The sequence below is a fragment of the Gracilibacillus kekensis genome (assembly GCF_900143085.1).
GTDB classification, from domain to species: Bacteria; Bacillota; Bacilli; order Bacillales; family Amphibacillaceae; genus Gracilibacillus; species Gracilibacillus kekensis.
The window spans coordinates 66,303-82,281 of the sequence record NZ_FRCZ01000010.1; the positions used below are offsets into that span (position 1 = coordinate 66,303).

14 protein-coding genes are annotated in these 15,979 nt (G+C 34.1%); 3 read left to right on the forward strand and 11 right to left on the reverse strand.

Annotated features, from left to right (window positions below):
* Positions 1-167: 167 nt before the first annotated feature.
* The 10 genes from BUC25_RS18005 to BUC25_RS18050 form a co-directional block, all read right to left on the reverse strand.
* Positions 168-554 carry a DUF302 domain-containing protein gene (locus BUC25_RS18005; protein WP_073203258.1) on the reverse strand — a complete coding sequence of 129 codons (387 nt, stop codon included), beginning with the start codon at positions 552-554 and terminating at the stop codon, positions 168-170.
* A gap of 93 nt (positions 555-647) precedes the next feature.
* The gene (locus BUC25_RS18010) at positions 648-953 is read right to left on the reverse strand and encodes a rhodanese-like domain-containing protein (RefSeq protein ID WP_073203259.1); all 306 of its coding nucleotides are present in this window, start codon (positions 951-953) and stop codon (positions 648-650) included.
* 180 nt (positions 954-1,133) lie between these two features.
* Positions 1,134-1,394, reverse strand: coding sequence for a metal-sensitive transcriptional regulator (locus BUC25_RS18015; protein WP_073203260.1), 261 nt, complete (start codon positions 1,392-1,394; stop codon positions 1,134-1,136).
* A gap of 271 nt (positions 1,395-1,665) precedes the next feature.
* Complete coding sequence (locus BUC25_RS18020) at positions 1,666-3,456, reverse strand: methyl-accepting chemotaxis protein (protein ID WP_073203261.1); 1,791 nt, start codon at positions 3,454-3,456, stop codon at positions 1,666-1,668.
* A 240-nt stretch (positions 3,457-3,696) separates the two neighbouring features.
* Positions 3,697-4,314 (reverse strand): class I SAM-dependent methyltransferase, encoded by a 618-nt coding sequence (locus tag BUC25_RS18025; RefSeq protein WP_073203262.1) that lies wholly within the window; start codon positions 4,312-4,314, stop codon positions 3,697-3,699.
* Between the two features lie 124 nt (positions 4,315-4,438).
* Entirely contained in the window at positions 4,439-4,855 is a 417-nt protein-coding gene (locus BUC25_RS18030) for a universal stress protein (protein ID WP_073203263.1), read from the reverse strand.
* 20 nt (positions 4,856-4,875) lie between these two features.
* Entirely contained in the window at positions 4,876-6,336 is a 1,461-nt protein-coding gene (locus BUC25_RS18035; protein WP_073203264.1) for a SulP family inorganic anion transporter, read from the reverse strand.
* Positions 6,337-6,707: 371 nt separating this feature from the next.
* Entirely contained in the window at positions 6,708-8,474 is a 1,767-nt protein-coding gene (locus tag BUC25_RS18040) for a methyl-accepting chemotaxis protein (protein WP_073203265.1), read from the reverse strand.
* Positions 8,475-8,808: 334 nt separating this feature from the next.
* On the reverse strand, positions 8,809-9,672 hold the full coding sequence (locus tag BUC25_RS18045) for a peptidoglycan-binding protein (RefSeq protein WP_073203266.1): 864 nt from the start codon (positions 9,670-9,672) through the stop codon (positions 8,809-8,811).
* Between the two features lie 12 nt (positions 9,673-9,684).
* Positions 9,685-9,948, reverse strand: coding sequence for a phage holin family protein (locus BUC25_RS18050; RefSeq protein WP_073203267.1), 264 nt, complete (start codon positions 9,946-9,948; stop codon positions 9,685-9,687).
* A gap of 339 nt (positions 9,949-10,287) precedes the next feature.
* Between BUC25_RS18050 and BUC25_RS18055 the strand changes: the two genes are divergently transcribed.
* From BUC25_RS18055 to BUC25_RS18065, 3 genes are all read left to right on the forward strand, one after another.
* The gene (locus BUC25_RS18055; RefSeq protein ID WP_073203268.1) at positions 10,288-12,180 is read left to right on the forward strand and encodes a BCCT family transporter; all 1,893 of its coding nucleotides are present in this window, start codon (positions 10,288-10,290) and stop codon (positions 12,178-12,180) included.
* A gap of 120 nt (positions 12,181-12,300) precedes the next feature.
* Complete coding sequence (locus tag BUC25_RS18060) at positions 12,301-13,002, forward strand: DsbA family oxidoreductase (protein ID WP_073203269.1); 702 nt, start codon at positions 12,301-12,303, stop codon at positions 13,000-13,002.
* A gap of 355 nt (positions 13,003-13,357) precedes the next feature.
* Positions 13,358-15,532 carry a methyl-accepting chemotaxis protein gene (locus tag BUC25_RS18065; RefSeq protein WP_084543530.1) on the forward strand — a complete coding sequence of 725 codons (2,175 nt, stop codon included), beginning with the start codon at positions 13,358-13,360 and terminating at the stop codon, positions 15,530-15,532.
* Positions 15,533-15,787: 255 nt separating this feature from the next.
* On the opposite strand, the gene BUC25_RS19495 is transcribed toward BUC25_RS18065, so the two are convergent.
* On the reverse strand, positions 15,788-15,979 hold a 192-nt coding region (locus BUC25_RS19495), incomplete at its 5' end, for a hypothetical protein (protein WP_211619604.1).

The following is a 15,979-nucleotide window of genomic DNA, read 5'->3' on the forward strand; positions in this document are numbered from 1 at the left end:
TAATTTTGAGATTGCTTTAACTGGTTAGCACCCGCTCATATTTATTATCAACATTACCAAATCTATTATTGCGCAGTATCTTCCTAATACGTTTAAATCCAAACGATTTTAAGGTCTACTTAATCATCGTTTGGATTTTTGAATTATGATTTCTTTTGTCTCAACGTCTATTTAATACTTTTATCGATTGCACTGATAAGACGTTTCTCTATATCTATAGCAATTTCTTTAAGTTCTTCATCTTCAACTAAGTCAATCATTACAGATGGTTTTGGTAATCCAACCTTAATTTTCCCCTTATCGTCAAATACTACAATTTTACAAGGAAGAAAATATCCTACTAATTGGTTCTTTTTTAAAACACGACTCGCTTCCTGGGGGTTACAAACTTCTAATACAATATAATCCTTGTCGAAATCTATATCTTTTGACTGTAACTTTTCTTTAATATCAAATTCCCATAAAACTCCAAATTTTTCTTCAGAAAGGCACTCTTTTAAAGATTGAATGGTCTGATCCATATTTCGTTTCGATGTTAATGTATAATGAAACATTACGATCATCCTTTCTATTGTGTTTTATTAGATGAAAATTTAGTGCCCTATTTCAACCAAAATCAGCTATTACTAATAAGTCTGTTCCCATATTTATTTCGGTATTTCTGTTTCATCTTCCCAAGCGAGCATGCCACCTTCCATATTTGTTGCGTCATACCCATTTGCTTCTAAATATTCAGTAGCACGACCACTTCGTCCACCTGAACGGCAAACAATATAGTAGTGTTCTTCTTTATTAAGTTCATTTAATCTTTCTGGAACTTCTCCTAACCTTATTTGTTTAGCACCTGGAATCACACCTTGTGCTACTTCTTCATCTTCTCTCACATCAATAATATTAACTTTTTCATTATACTTCAATTTTTCAGCTAACTCTGTTGCATGTATTTCTTTCATATTGATACCTCCATTAATAGTATATATTTAGTATAACAATTATCAATCATATCATGTAACCATAGTATTTCCTATTCAACGATAAAGCGTTGTTTGCGTAAGTTTACATACACGTACCTGTAATGGTAAATTTTCATTTTATAAAAAATAGAGTTCAAATAAACTCTACTTTTAATATTATTAACGACTTTTCACTAATAAATTTACAGCTTCTTTTATCAAATCTTCTGACGATTCACCAGTTTCTTTTTCTTCACGAATACATCTTTCTAAATTTGAACTAACTACTAATGCTGCAGTTCGGTCTAGCGCACTTCGGACAGCTGACATTTGTGTGACAACATCTCGGCATTCTTTGCCTTCATCCATCATTTTAATTAAGCCACGCACTTGACCTTCAATTCGTTTCATTCTATTTTTAACTTGTGTATCATATTCCATGATGAAGACACCCTTTCTATTTCAAGTCATTACCAATATCATACTAAAATTATCGGATTTAAGAAAGTATTATTTTAAACTAAATTTACTGTAACCCAAATATATACCCTGCCCGGTACTTTGTCAATTGATAAACACTATGATTTAATATTTATTAAGTTGCTTTATTTATCTTCTCGGTGTAATCATCTTCATTCCTTGATTCTATACTTGATTTATAAGAAGTTAAACATGTTTATTGCATAAAAAAATAGGCATTACGCCCATTCTTTTACACAATTTTGAATTTTGCAACTTGTTCATCCAATTCTTGTGCCAACACATCTAATTCTTGTGCACTATTCGAGACACCTTCCATTGAATGATTTGTTTGTTCAGCAGAAGCGGCCGTTTCTTCAACAGCTGCAGCTGACTCTTGACTTACCGCTGCAATCTCATCAACTGATTTGTGCATGTCGATACTATTTTCGTTAACTTCTTCCAAGCTTTGAACAATTTCTTGTACACGTAATACCATGTCAGAAATGGATTGATTAATCTGAGCAAAATTTTCTCCCGTTTTACCTATTTGTGATGTCCCTTTTTCAACTTCTTTAAATCCTAGTTCCAATGAATCTGCAACTTGACCGGATTCATCTTGAATATTAGCAACTAAACCAGTTATATCACTAATTGAAGCCGTCACTTGTTCAGCGAGTTTCCTTACTTCATCAGCTACAACGGCAAAACCTTTTCCTGCTTCCCCTGCTCTCGCAGCTTCAATCGCTGCATTTAATGCTAATAAATTTGTTTGGTCTGCTATTTCTTTGATTACAATAACAATTTTATCAATTTCTGCTGTTCGTTTATCTAACCCTGTTACTCTTTGATAAGAATCTTGAACCATATCATGAATTGTCTGCATTTGGATAACAGATTGTTCCAGTAACTCTTTACCACTTTTACTTACATTCAAGACCTCATTTGATTCCTTCGCAATAAGTTGACCATTTTCCGCCACTATTTTTATTTTTCGGTTGTGTTCTTCCATTGTGCTTGCAAGGTTTGACGCATGATTTGCTTGTGATTCACTTCCTGAGGATAGTTCTTCCATAGTAGCTGCAATTTGCTCACTACCCTCTTTGACTTGGTCAGATGATTGATTTAATGTACCACTTTGTTGCATCACGCTACCTGTAGCCATCATTACTTTATTAATCATCTCATATAAATTATCCTTCATTTGATTCATGGCATTTGCTAACACGGTAAACTCATCTTTACTTTTGACTTTTACTTTTTTACCACTTAAGTCACCTGCTGCTAAATTATTTAACTCTACTTTGATTTGATTAATATTGAAATTGATAACTTTTACAAACATAACCACAATTACTAGTCCTATTATGATAGAGATAGCCATCGTTACTATCGTGGACATTAATATATCTTGGCGCATATTTTGTGCAATTACATACATATCAAAATCTATACCAGCTACCCCAATCATTTCACCTGAATCTGCTAAAATAGTTTTTGCTAAAGTAATAGTAGGTTTTCCACTAGCTGCATCTATGTATGGTTCTGTCCAAACCACTTCGTCCGTGGATTTTGATGCTTTTTCATACCAATCCGTTGATGTTGCACTATATGATGTGAGATCGACATCATCATCTGGAATGTTATTTAAATATAACGCTCCGTCATTAGTACCGATATACATGTTAATGATATAGGGATCATCGGATGCCTGTTTTGTTAAGAAATTCTCATAATAAGTTGTTAGTTTTGGATTATTTAAAATAGGCATGTTGGGATAAGTTGATTCATCAAGGTTTGAGGTGGAAACCTTTTCATACTGTAATTTTTCCGATTCAGTGAGAGAGGTGAGAATGGATTCATATTCTTCAAATATTTTTTCGTATTTCGGAGTCATTTCTACGATATCGTCTTTTTGGATAATGGCTTTCTCAAGTATCTCTGTTTTTTGATAAGAGATATAACCAACCACACTGATCGGTATGACTAAAAGTAAGATCATAATGGCCGGTAATTTGTATTTAATTTGTTGAAACTTTTGCATAATCTATTATCCCCTTTGCTTTCTTTTTATATACTCCTATACTATCATGATGATAATCCCATTACCATGATAATATTTATAATGATCTAATATACCTAGTTATAAATATGTTACCTAGGATTGTAAATTAACTACTTAATGCGTTTTGACCAATCATATATGGATAGGCAAATTGTAAAGATATAATATGTAAAATTATTCAAACAAAAAATACACCTATTTTCCAGGTGTATTTCATCATTATTTTTGCGCTATGACTATTCCGAGGGGGTGGTGTACCATTTGAGCCGTATTTACTGGTTCAATTAATGCTCCATTTTGGCAGTAAAAAACTTTTGTTTTGAATTTTTCAAACATTTGCATAAATTCGTTTTCCGTCATTTGATGAACATGAAATGGGGAGCCACAAGGTATTCCTTTTCCTTCACCAAAAGGGGTCGATAAAATCAAAGTACCACCTGGTTTTAACATTTTAAAGATGTTCTCCATAAACTGTACTTCATTTTCAATATGTTCAATCGTTTCAAAACTTAAGATTACATCGAATTGTCCGAGTTTCTCAGGTAATTTAGTGTCTGTAACATCCTCCACCTGATAACTAGAGAGCGGGTGATAGTATTGTCCTTGGGCATATTTAATAACCTCAGGATCAATATCAACGCCTATAATTTCTTCTATTTGCTTTTTACATTTCTTCGCTATAACATGCGCTCCATAGCCAACACCTGTAGCAAGATCTAATACCCTTCCATATACATGTGGAACGGAAAAATGATAACGGGCTAAATGCTCAATTAACAATTCATTTGTTATTTTCATCTGTTCAGGTATAATTCTTTCTCCTGTGTCATCTATCAAATTATTCACCGCTTTATATTATATCTTCACAAATATTCTATTATATCGTCTACATTTACTCAACTTTTAAGATCAATATTTACAAATAAAGAGTTAGTGCTATCTAGCAACTAACTCTTCTTTATTATTTAACTATTAACACTGGACAATGAACCCTTTTTGCGATCTTATGACTAACACTACCTAAGATCATAGTTTGTACTTTGTTTAATCCACGACTTCCAACAACTACACAATCATAGTCATTATTGTTTGCAAAATCAACTATAGATGGACCTGGTTCACCATGTACAAAATGTGTTTCACATTCTAAATCGGCTGCTTCAATTACGTCTATGATTGGTTTTAATTTTTCTTTTCTTTCTTTTTTTACCTGATATTTGTCTAAGCCATGTAAAACATCTTCCTTAGAAGTCTTACCATCAACTGCATAAACAATATCAATTTTCCCTTGATCGATCTTAGCTACTTTTGCTGCATGGGAAGCGGCACGAATAGAATGATCAGATCCATCTGCTGCAAGCAATACCTTTTTATACATATTTACACCTCACCTGCATGTTAATGACCTGAAGCTTTCGATAAACCACCGATTTTTTTCTTTAATGATTTACTTTCTGCATTTAATCCTACATATTCAACTTTAACATGATTCTGCTCGAATTTCGACTCAATTTTATCTAGTGCTCCAATTGCTGAATCATCCCATAAATGAGCATTAGTCAAATCGATTTCTACTTCTTCTATTCCCTCATTGAAATTAAACTTTGCCACTAAATCATTAACAGATGCAAAGAATATTTGACCATCCACTTTATATACTTTCTTTTTACCTTTTACCGCTACAATTTGTGTTACAGTTACTTTTGAAATTTTAGCAGCAAAGAAAATGGCACTTAATAACACACCAGCTAAAACACCAATCGATAAATCATGTGTTACAACTACAGTTACAACTGTGATAACCATAACCGCAGCATCTGTTCTAGGAATTTTGTGGAGATTTTTGACCGATGACCAATCAAACGTACTAATGGAAACCATAATCATAACACCCGCTAATGCTGCCATTGGTATTTGAACCACTAATCCACCTAACACAATGATTAGAAACATTAGAAAAACACCTGCTACAAGGGCCGATAATCTACCATTACCACCAGATTTCACATTAATTACCGACTGGCCTATCATTGCACAACCTGCCATTCCACCAAAGAATCCTGAAACAATATTAGCAATACCTTGTCCACGACTCTCTTTATTCTTATCACTCTCAGTATCTGTCATATCATCTACTATATTTGCTGTGAGTAGTGATTCTAGTAAACCCACGACAGCTAGTGATAGCGAATAAGGAAAAATAATCGCTAATGTTTCAAAAGTCAATGGGATATCAGGCAACAGAAACACAGGAAGCTCTGAACTTAAATTGCCTAGATCTCCAACGGATCGTATATCAAATCCGAAATAGATTGCCATTACGGTTACAACAATAATTGCTACTAGCGTTGAAGGTATGATTTTCGTTAATTTTGGAAAGATATATATAATTGCTAATGTTAAAGCTACTAAACTATACATTAGCAAACCTTCACCTTCAAAATGTTGTATCTGAGCCATAAAAATGAGTATTGCAAGTGCATTAACAAACCCTACCATTACCGATCGTGGTACAAATTTCATAACTGTAGCTAACTTAAATACACCGAACAAAATCTGTAATACCCCAGTCAAGATCGTGGCTGCTAGTAAATACTGCAATCCATGATCTGCAACCAGTGTAACCATTAATAAAGCCATTGCACCCGTCGCAGCAGATATCATCCCTGGTCTTCCACCAACGAATGCTATTACCACCGCAATACAGAAGGACGCATATAGTCCTACCATTGGATCTACGCCCGCAATTATCGAAAAGGCAATTGCCTCTGGAATTAAGGCTAAAGCTACTACGATCCCGGCTAGTACGTCACCTCTGACATTACCAAACCATGTTTCTTTTAATTTTGCTATGTTCATGAAGCACCTCTCTCTATATTTTTGTTTCTCTGATCTGATCTAATCAGAGAAACTTTCCGCCGTGAACAAATGGAATCATATCACATTTCACATTTTCGACAAAACCTGATGTAAACGCAAACAATTTATTCATGCTTCAATTTTCAATGATATACTCTTATAATCATCTTTTAAAGAATCAATATATATTTATATGTGTAACTTTCTCTTTATTCACATGTGAAATATTACAATAAGGTAAGCCTCCAAAGATGAATATCAACCGACTACTATGTAACCCCTCCCTAAACGAGAATAAAATAAACACCACCCATTATTTCTGTGCAAAATAGAAACTCGCACCTATTATATAGCTGCGAGTTTTTTGCTCTTTATTTCTTCAAACGAAAACGAGAAACTATTTCTTGCATTTCGAATGCTAATTGATCTAATTGCTTAGCCTGTCCAGCTACTTCCTCCATCGAACTGCTTGTTTCTTCAGCCGAGGCAGAAGTTTCTTCAATACCTGCAGCGGATTCTTGGGAAGTCGAAGCAATTTCTTGAATAGATTCATTCATTTCTTCTGTCCGTGAAGAAACATTAGCTAGATTAGTTGTAATGTGTTTCATTCGGTCTACCATATTTTTCACAGAATCATTTATTTCTGTAAACGTTTCCTGCGTAGTTAATATTTGGGTTGTTCCTTGTTCCACTTCAGAATAACCCTCTTCTAACGAATTAGAAACATCCGTTGATTCTGTTTGAATTCTGGATACGATTCCAGTTATATCTGAGACAGAGTCGGAAACTTGTTCAGCTAATTTTCTGACTTCATCGGCAACTACAGCAAAACCTTTGCCATGTTCTCCAGCTCTCGCTGCTTCAATGGCGGCATTTAATGCCAAGAGGTTGGTTTGTTCTGCGATATCATGAATTACGGACACTAATCGACCAATCTCTTGAGATTGTGCATCCAAACTCCGTACCTTTTCCACCGCTTCTTTTACAATCTGATCAATTTTTGTCATCTGATTTGCCGACAATTGCATTAAATTACTTCCAGATTCTGATTTTTCTAAGACCTCCATTGACACGTTTCCGACATTAGTACCTTCTTTATTAGTGTCTGAAACTATTTCTTTAAAATTCTCCATCATTTGTGACAATGTACTAACATGGTTCGCTTGAACTTCAGCACCTGATGCCAATTCTTCCATAGTAGTTGTAACTTGTTCAGAACCAATCTTCACTTCATTAGAAGATTTATTTAGTCCGTCACTTTGTTGATTTAGCGAAACAGAAGCCTTTGAAATATTAGTAATCATATTGTTTAAACTATGTTGCATATTATTCATTTCTTTTGCCAGTGAAGCCAATTCATCCTTTGTTTTCACTTCAATGGGAGCTAAACTTAAGTTTCCTGCAGCTAATTCTTTCATTCTACCTGTTACTATACCTAAAGGTTTTGTTATGCTTCTAGAGAATATCCAAACAATTATAATTCCCAAAATAATAAAGAATATGGTTATAAATGCAATTTGATACAAAATGGTGTCAGCTGAAGAATTAAAGTCCATGAGGTATGTACTTGCGCTAATTACCCAACCCCAATTCTCATTATAAGAGGTATATACCACTTTTTCTGCAATTACGTTTTCATCATGTGGTAACGGCCAATCGTAATAAACATAACCCCCACCGTTATTAATTGCCTTATCTGTGATTTCTTGCATAAATAGATTCCCTGAAGAGTCCGTTGATTCCCAAAGACTTTGCCCTTCAAGATTTGGGTGTGCCAGTAACATCCCTTCTTCGTCTGTAATATATGCATATCCATTTTCACCTAAATTAATACGATCATTAATCGGGCGCGTTCCGTCTGTATTTTTTTCTCCCAATATGACAGTCTTCACTTTTTCTTGTGCTTCATCCAGTGAAATGTTTCCTTTTTCCACTTCTTTATTTAATGAATTAATCATTTCATTTGTAAATACGACACTGTTACGTAAATTTGTTTCCCCCAACTCATTAAGAGAACTTTCGCTTTGTTGATAAGTACTATACCCAAGTAATACTAATGGTACGATTAATAATAAAAGTGATGTAACCATTAACTTTTTTCGTACCGAGTGTTTAATTTCTTTGTTTTGTTTTTTCATAGTTGCCTCCTGTCGTTAATATAAATAATACTTAATACCTATATCGACAGATTCAACTAAATTATTAGAATATTCTTATAATTCCTTCAATAAATTGTGATGAAGGATCGCTTAAATATAAATTGAGAGTTTTTGACTTCCACTAAATTCAGTAAAAAAATATCAAAAAATTTGTGAGCGTACAATCCCCCACTTAGCTTCTTTGCTATAGCTTGAAACGCGAAGTGGAGGTATTAGAACAATTACACTGCCATACACATCCTCAGCAGATCCATTTTTGTATATACAAGTTTTGAAATCGTTCATATATGAGTGGTAGTGATTTTTCAAGTCGCTATCGGAACATTTTTTGCCACGTTTTTGGACCTACAATACCGTCTATTCTTAGATCATTGTTCCTCTGATATTGCTTAACTGCTTTTTCTGTTTTAGGCCCAAAAATACCATCTATTTTTGTTCTAACTTTTCGTTGAATAATTCGTACCACTTGGCCTCTGCTATTTTTCTTTATCAACCCTGGATAGTTGGCTATTAATGTACTAACCTTTTCTAGCCTTGCATTTGTCACCGGTCCTACTATTCCATCCACTTTTATTCCCTGCGATTTTTGAAATGCTTTAACAGCTTTGTCTGTTTCTTGGCCAAAATTTCCATCAACACCATATCGTTCTAAACGAAATCCCATCTTTATAAGTTGGGTCTGAAGTTTTCTTACTACATTACCTTTATCACCTTTTTTAAGATATTCACTGGCAGTAAATTGGTTCAAATAATTGATAGGATTTACAGTTGATGCTGCTGTGTCCGATCGATATCCGTAAGGTGGAGAAAATTCCATCTTTTTACGCACTTCAAAATGCAAGTGAGAACCCGTTACAAAACCTGTTTTTCCTTGATAACCAATAATTTCGCCCTTTGATACAAACTGCCCCTTGTTGACTACAGTTGAATCTAAATGCGCATATAACTGTGCACGATTATTTCTATCTCGTATTAACACAACATTTCCATATCCCCCTAAGCCTGTACCACTTTTCCCAAATCCGGAGAAAATGACCGTTCCTCTGGTAAATGATTTAATTGGAGCTCTGTGAGATTTTGCAAGGTCAATCCCTGCATGAAAACTTCTTGAACCTCTGATTGGATGTGTTCGATACCCATATGGACTTGTAATTCGATAACCTTGATACTCCGCCATTTTTAAACCTCCTTATAATTCGTCCTTATGAAACGTTTGTTTGACAATTTGATGACTAAATACTGCCATTCCTGTAGCAATAACCCCTTCGGCAATAGCTCTCGTATTCCACCCATATAAATTACAAGAAGCTAGGACCCCAATACACAACAATATCCAAACAATTAACCAATCAGGTATAAATGGTGTTCTTTTACATGCATATCCTATAAACCAAAGCGCTGGGACAATATAGTAGAAATCTTCCTGGAAAAAGTATAAAAACTCTGTCACCATCTGAACACCTCCTCTGATTAGACTCGAGAGTTACTTACTACTTAAGGTCTTAAATTGAATGAGCATAACAAGGTCTTATATTAAAATATGCAACCTTACTACGTTGTGACTTGGCAATTGACATGAATGCTCTGTTATTTCTATAATCATTTGACAGAATAAAAAAGTGTCTTTACATGTTTAATTACTTGCATTTAACAAAAATTAACTATAAGTAGATTAATTATGACGAATACTGGGAATAACAAGAAAGACATAGATCGAACAAGTATTTTACATAGCTGTACTTAATTGATGGAAAGGGGGAACTATGTCAGCGGTTGTTTGACATAGGTGTTTATGAAAACTAAAGAAAAAACAAATGATAAAGTAGGTAAGGTAGGAATTGTATTTATTATATCTACCATATTGGTTGCAATATTTGTATTATGGGGAGCGTTTTCTCCAGGTTCCCTTAATGAGACCGCCAATTCTGGATTATCTTGGATGATTACCAATTTTGGATGGTTTTACATGCTAATCACCGCATTATTCGTTCTTTTTGTTATTGCATTAGCTGTGAGTCCTTACGGTAAGATTCGCCTAGGAAAACCTGAGGACAGACCTGAATATTCTTGGTTTTCCTGGATTGGCATGTTATTCGCTGCAGGTATCGGTGTTGGATTTGTTTTCTGGGGCGTTGCAGAACCGCTACTGTACTACATGGATCCACCCCTAGGTTATGAACCAAATACTAGAGAATCAGCTCTGGCTGGTTTACGTTATGGTTCATATCATTGGGCATTGCATCCATGGGCAATCTTTTCAATTGTTGGTATGACACTTGCATATGTCCAATACCGAAAAGATAGACCAGCTTTGATCAGTTCTGCCTTCTATCCAGTTCTTGGTGACAGAGTTAATGGTTGGGCTGGTAAAACAATTGACACATTAGCAGTATTAGCGACTTGCACAGGGGTAGCAACCACATTTGGTTTAAGTGCCATGCAAATTACTGGTGGATTATCACACATTTCACCTATTCCTAATTCACCATGGACACAACTAATCATTATATCGATCGTAACGGTATTATTTATGCTTTCAGCTGCCCGTGGTCTTGATCGTGGTATTAAAATATTGAGTAATATTAATTTAGTTGTCGCTGGTCTTTTATTACTATTTGTCATCATTGTAGGGCCTACTTTATTTATTGCAGAAAGTTTTGTTACTACACTTGGGGGTTATTTAACAAATGTAGTACCAATGGCATTAACACTGACACCTTTTTCTGAGAGTGAATGGTTAGGAACGAATACCATTTTCTTCTGGGCATGGCACATTTCATGGGCACCATTTATGGGAATCTTTATAGCTCGTATTTCAAAAGGAAGAACAATACGAGAATTTATGGCTGGGGTACTAATCGTCCCTGCGTTATTAGCCATTATATGGTTTACGACATTTGGTGGTACTGGGCTAAACATAGAAATGTATGGTGCGGGTGGCTTAGCAGAATTAGTTAACTCAGATGTAGAACTTGCATTATTTGCGATGTTAGCAGAATTGCCATTAAGTGTAATTACAAATACACTTGCGATTATTTTAATACTAATCTTTTTTATTACTTCAGCAGACTCGGCTTCATTCGTACTTGGATCAATGACTTCTAACGGAGATCTCGAGCCAAAGACATGGGTAAAATTAGTATGGGGATTTCTAATTGCTGGTGCTGCAAGTGTCCTGCTATTTAGTGGCGGTGGAGGCTTAAATGCCTTGCAAACTGCTTCAATCATTGCAGCATTACCATTTGCAATTGTGATGGTTTTAATGATTATTTCAGTCCTCATTACCTTAGGAAAAGATTGGCAAATTGATCGTAAACTTCGTCGCAGAAAGCGTGAAGACAGAGTGAAAGGCGAATTCAAGGATGAATTCAAAGACGAATTTAAAGATGATTTTAGAGATGAGTTTAAAGATGAGTTCAAGGAAGAGTTCAAAGAAGAGTTCAAAGATGACTTTAAAGATGACTTTAAAGATGATTTCAAAGATGAATTTAAAGATGATTTTAAGGAAGATTTCAAAGAAAATATATATAAAGAGATGAAGAATGATTTCTATGATGATTTTAAAGATAAAATTTATCATGAAATGAAAGAAGAATTATATGATGAATTTAAAGATAAAATTTACGATGAAATGAAAGATGAAATTATTGAAGAAATAGCTGATGACGATCGACCAAACAAATAAGATGGTCTTGTCAATTAATCGAGTGGATTTGTGACAGTCTGCACCTTCTTAAGCAAAATCCTTTCTTGAACAAATTATTTATGTGAAAATAGAATACAAGCTTAAGAGAGGTGTATTAATATGCAAATTGAAATATGGTCAGATTTTGTTTGTCCCTTTTGTTATATTGGCAAAAAAAGGTTAGAACAAGCACTCGAAAGATTTCCAGAAAAATTAAATGTATCTATTCAATATAAAAGTTTTGAATTAGACCCTAACGCTCCTAATTATAACGGTAAAAATATACATGAAGCACTTGCTTCAAAGTACAATATGACTATTGAGCAAGCACAGAAAGCGAATCAGCAAATTGCAGAACAAGCGAAAACAGTTGGTCTTGAATTCGTTTTTGACACAATGAAACCTGGTAATACATTTCATGCTCATCGCCTCAGTAAATATGCAGCAACAATTAACCGTGAGGCAGAATATGTTGATACGATGTTATATCATTATTTCACTTTATCAAAAGACTTGAGTGATCCTAATTCATTACGTACTATTACAAAAGATATCGGGTTTGATGAGAATGAAGTAAATAACATTTTAGAAAATGAATCATTGTATGCAGATCTGGTTAAAAATGACCAAAAGGAAGCTAACAAATTAGGAATTACAGGTGTACCATTTTTTGTAATTAATAAAAAGTATGCAATTTCTGGTGCACAACCAATCGAAACTTTTATGCAAGCTGTCGAAAAAGTAGTTGAGGAAGAAAATCAGGAATTGGAGAGTTTGAATATTAAACAAGGCAGTTTTTGTGATGGTGAAAACTGTAAATAAATGATCATTGCTAACCTCCAAACAATCTCATTATACTTATTATTCAGATAGTGATTAGGACAAAAGAATTATTAAACTAAAAAATCCAAACGATTTGATCGTTTGGATTTTTTTATTTATCATTCATCAAGTTCTTGCGCAAAATCACAGCATAATAACATCATACTAAAGAACTAATTTAAATTAATAAAAAATAATTTTACATTTCTTATCGTCTAATACAAATAATCATGTTATAATCATATTGAACTATTTCTAATTGATTAATTATATAATAATTTATGGTCCCCATGACTAAATTATTAGTTGTATTTGGAAGCCTTTTCTTGAAAAATAAACATACGGAGGATGAATCATGGCTAACAATTTTAAGAACAAGAGTATAGAGGGGTTAAAGAAAGCTAAAGTTTCAATTTCTACAGTAGCGAAAAAAATTAAAGACAACAGTAAAGCCTTAATATTGAAAGCACCAAAGAAAAGAAAGAATAAATCAACTTCAACTAACAAAAAGTTGATAAACAATGCAACCGTTTCAAAAAAGAATTCTATTGGTACCAAAATTTTAATTAGTATTTTATCGACCGTGCTAATAAGCGTAATTATTGTCGGTATTTCCTCATATTTTATCTCAAATAACATTATTAAAGATAAAGTAACCGAGGCTTCCGAACAAACTATCGTACAGTCTGGTGACAAATTGGATTATTTAATGAATCAATATAAAGACCGTGTAACAGAAATACTGATGGCAGATAATTTCAGTCAAACCTTAGGAGAATTAGATAATTATGAAGATACTAATAATTTTGAATACTTCTCACTAAAAAGTACAATTGATGATGCATTAACCAACCTTACTATGATTGATAGTAATATGACGCTTTATTTATTACATACTGAAAAAGAAAGAATCATTTCTTCAACTGAATCTGTATCTGAAGAAGATTTATTTTCATTTGAATGGTATAAAGATGCTGTCGAATCAGAAGGTGCAACAGCTTGGATTGGGGGCCTTCCAAATGGTGTATCAGGTGATTCAGGAGATCCAACCGTTACTTTTGGTCAAAAATTAAGAATTGGTGGTACAGAGTATATTTTATTAGTAGAATTAAATAACGATATATTTATTGAAGCCTTAGAAGATGTTCGTTTTGGAGAAGAAGGACTCGTTAGTATGGTTGATCAAAACAATCAAGTCGTTTTCTCTTTTAATTCTGAAGAAATCGCACAGCCTTATGATTATCAAATTGCTGTTGACTCGGTAGCCAATATGACTGAAGATAACGGTCAATTAGTGTTCCAACATGATTCAGAAGTTACCGATTGGTACTTGGTTGGATCTGTTTCAGAAGCCGAGTTAACGAAGGATACTACAATTATATTTTACGTAACAGTAGGAATCATTATTCTATCGCTAGTAATCTCAATTATTATCGCTAGTAGAATTGTTAAAAACATCGCTAGCCCAATTGCAAATGTTTCTAGTTTAATGGCATCCGCTAAACAAGGTAACCTGACTGTAAGATCTGATGACACAAATAGAAAAGATGAAATCGGTGAGCTTACTGCAAGTTTCAATGAAATGCTTGAAAACATTTCACAAATGATGCATAGAACAAGAGATTCAGCAAACAAAGTATTAAATGCTGCAATAGAATTGACAGATATTTCTCAAATGCAATCACAATCTGCTAAAGAAGTTGCTGCTGCATCAGAGGAAATTGCGAGTGGTGCAACAGGTCTGACAGATGAGGCTGAACGAGGAAATGCTTTAGCATCTAATATCCATGAAGAAGTAGAGAATGTATTCCAGAATAATAACGAAATGGAAAGTTATGCTGTCGAAGTAGTAGAACGAAGTCATGAAGGTTTAGAGAAAATGAATGAGCTAGTAATTAAAACAAAAGATGGCGAACAAATGACAAATGCACTCGTTCAAAAAGTGGATACTTTAAAAGAAAGTACTGAACAAATAAATCAAGTAATGGAAATGCTAACTAACATAGCTCAACAAACGAACCTACTTTCTCTAAATGCTGCGATTGAAGCGGCTCGTGCGGGTGAAGCTGGTAAAGGTTTTGCAGTTGTTGCCGATGAGATACGTAAATTGTCTACACAATCAAAAGATTCAATCGATAAAGTAGAAGAGATTACTACAGGAATTGTAAATGAGGTAAATGATACGCTTGGGGTATTAGAAGAAGCAACTCCTCGATTCCAAGAACAAGTAACACAGGCCGAGGATACTCAAATCATTTTAAATGGTATGGGAGACAGTATGGGTGCCTTTTCTGGCAAGATACAGCAAGTTACATCTTCTATTCAACAATTGAGAGATTCACAAGAAGTATTGACGTCAACTATTCACCAAGTAAGTGCAACTGCTCAAGAATCTTCTGCAATTAGTGAAGAAGTATCAGCGACAACAGAAGAGCAATTAAAAGTAAGTGAATCACTCGTATCTACTTCTGATGAATTGAAACAATTATCTGAAGAATTACAAGAAATGATGAAAAAATTTCAAGTGTAAAATACAAAATATATATTGTAATAAAAAACAGGCAGCAACAAAAAATCTTAGCATTAGAAAATCCAAACGATTCAAATCGTTTGGATTTTTATGCGTCTTAGGAAGAAACTACGGAGTAAACTTTGTAGTAATTTTGAAATGGTTAACATCCGCTTCGGCTGCCACTTTCCTTTTACAAACTGGGTATTGCCATTTAACTAAATTGCTTTGAACTAACAGAAATAGTTTATTAAAAGTATCAAAACTAATGCTGTGCTAACGCTCTGAAATAATACTCTTTACAGGGGGCACAAAGCCCACATGAATTGAAATACCAGATAAAAGTATATATATCGTCCAAAAGGAGAAGTTCGCAACTGCCCCAGTGTCCGATAAAAGTATATATCGACCAAAAGAAGAAGCTCGCAACTGCCCTAGTGTCCGATAAAAGTATATATCGTCCAAAAG

Bases quoted from the DNA above. Each gene is read 5' to 3' on its own strand.
- BUC25_RS18035 (WP_073203264.1), bottom strand. From the start codon at position 6,336: ATGAACATAGCAAAATTAAAAGAAACATGGTTTGGTAATGTCAGAGGT.
- BUC25_RS18030 (WP_073203263.1), bottom strand. From the start codon at position 4,855: ATGTATAAAAAGGTATTGCTTGCAGCAGATGGATCTGATCATTCTATT.
- BUC25_RS18050 (WP_073203267.1), bottom strand. From the start codon at position 9,948: ATGGTGACAGAGTTTTTATACTTTTTCCAGGAAGATTTCTACTATATT.
- BUC25_RS18060 (WP_073203269.1), top strand. From the start codon at position 12,301: ATGCAAATTGAAATATGGTCAGATTTTGTTTGTCCCTTTTGTTATATT.
- BUC25_RS18010 (WP_073203259.1), bottom strand. From the start codon at position 953: ATGAAAGAAATACATGCAACAGAGTTAGCTGAAAAATTGAAGTATAAT.
- BUC25_RS18020 (WP_073203261.1), bottom strand. From the start codon at position 3,456: ATGCAAAAGTTTCAACAAATTAAATACAAATTACCGGCCATTATGATC.
- BUC25_RS18005 (WP_073203258.1), bottom strand. From the start codon at position 554: ATGTTTCATTATACATTAACATCGAAACGAAATATGGATCAGACCATT.
- BUC25_RS18065 (WP_084543530.1), top strand. From the start codon at position 13,358: ATGGCTAACAATTTTAAGAACAAGAGTATAGAGGGGTTAAAGAAAGCT.
- BUC25_RS18045 (WP_073203266.1), bottom strand. From the start codon at position 9,672: ATGGCGGAGTATCAAGGTTATCGAATTACAAGTCCATATGGGTATCGA.
- BUC25_RS18015 (WP_073203260.1), bottom strand. From the start codon at position 1,394: ATGGAATATGATACACAAGTTAAAAATAGAATGAAACGAATTGAAGGT.
- BUC25_RS18055 (WP_073203268.1), top strand. From the start codon at position 10,288: ATGAAAACTAAAGAAAAAACAAATGATAAAGTAGGTAAGGTAGGAATT.
- BUC25_RS18040 (WP_073203265.1), bottom strand. From the start codon at position 8,474: ATGAAAAAACAAAACAAAGAAATTAAACACTCGGTACGAAAAAAGTTA.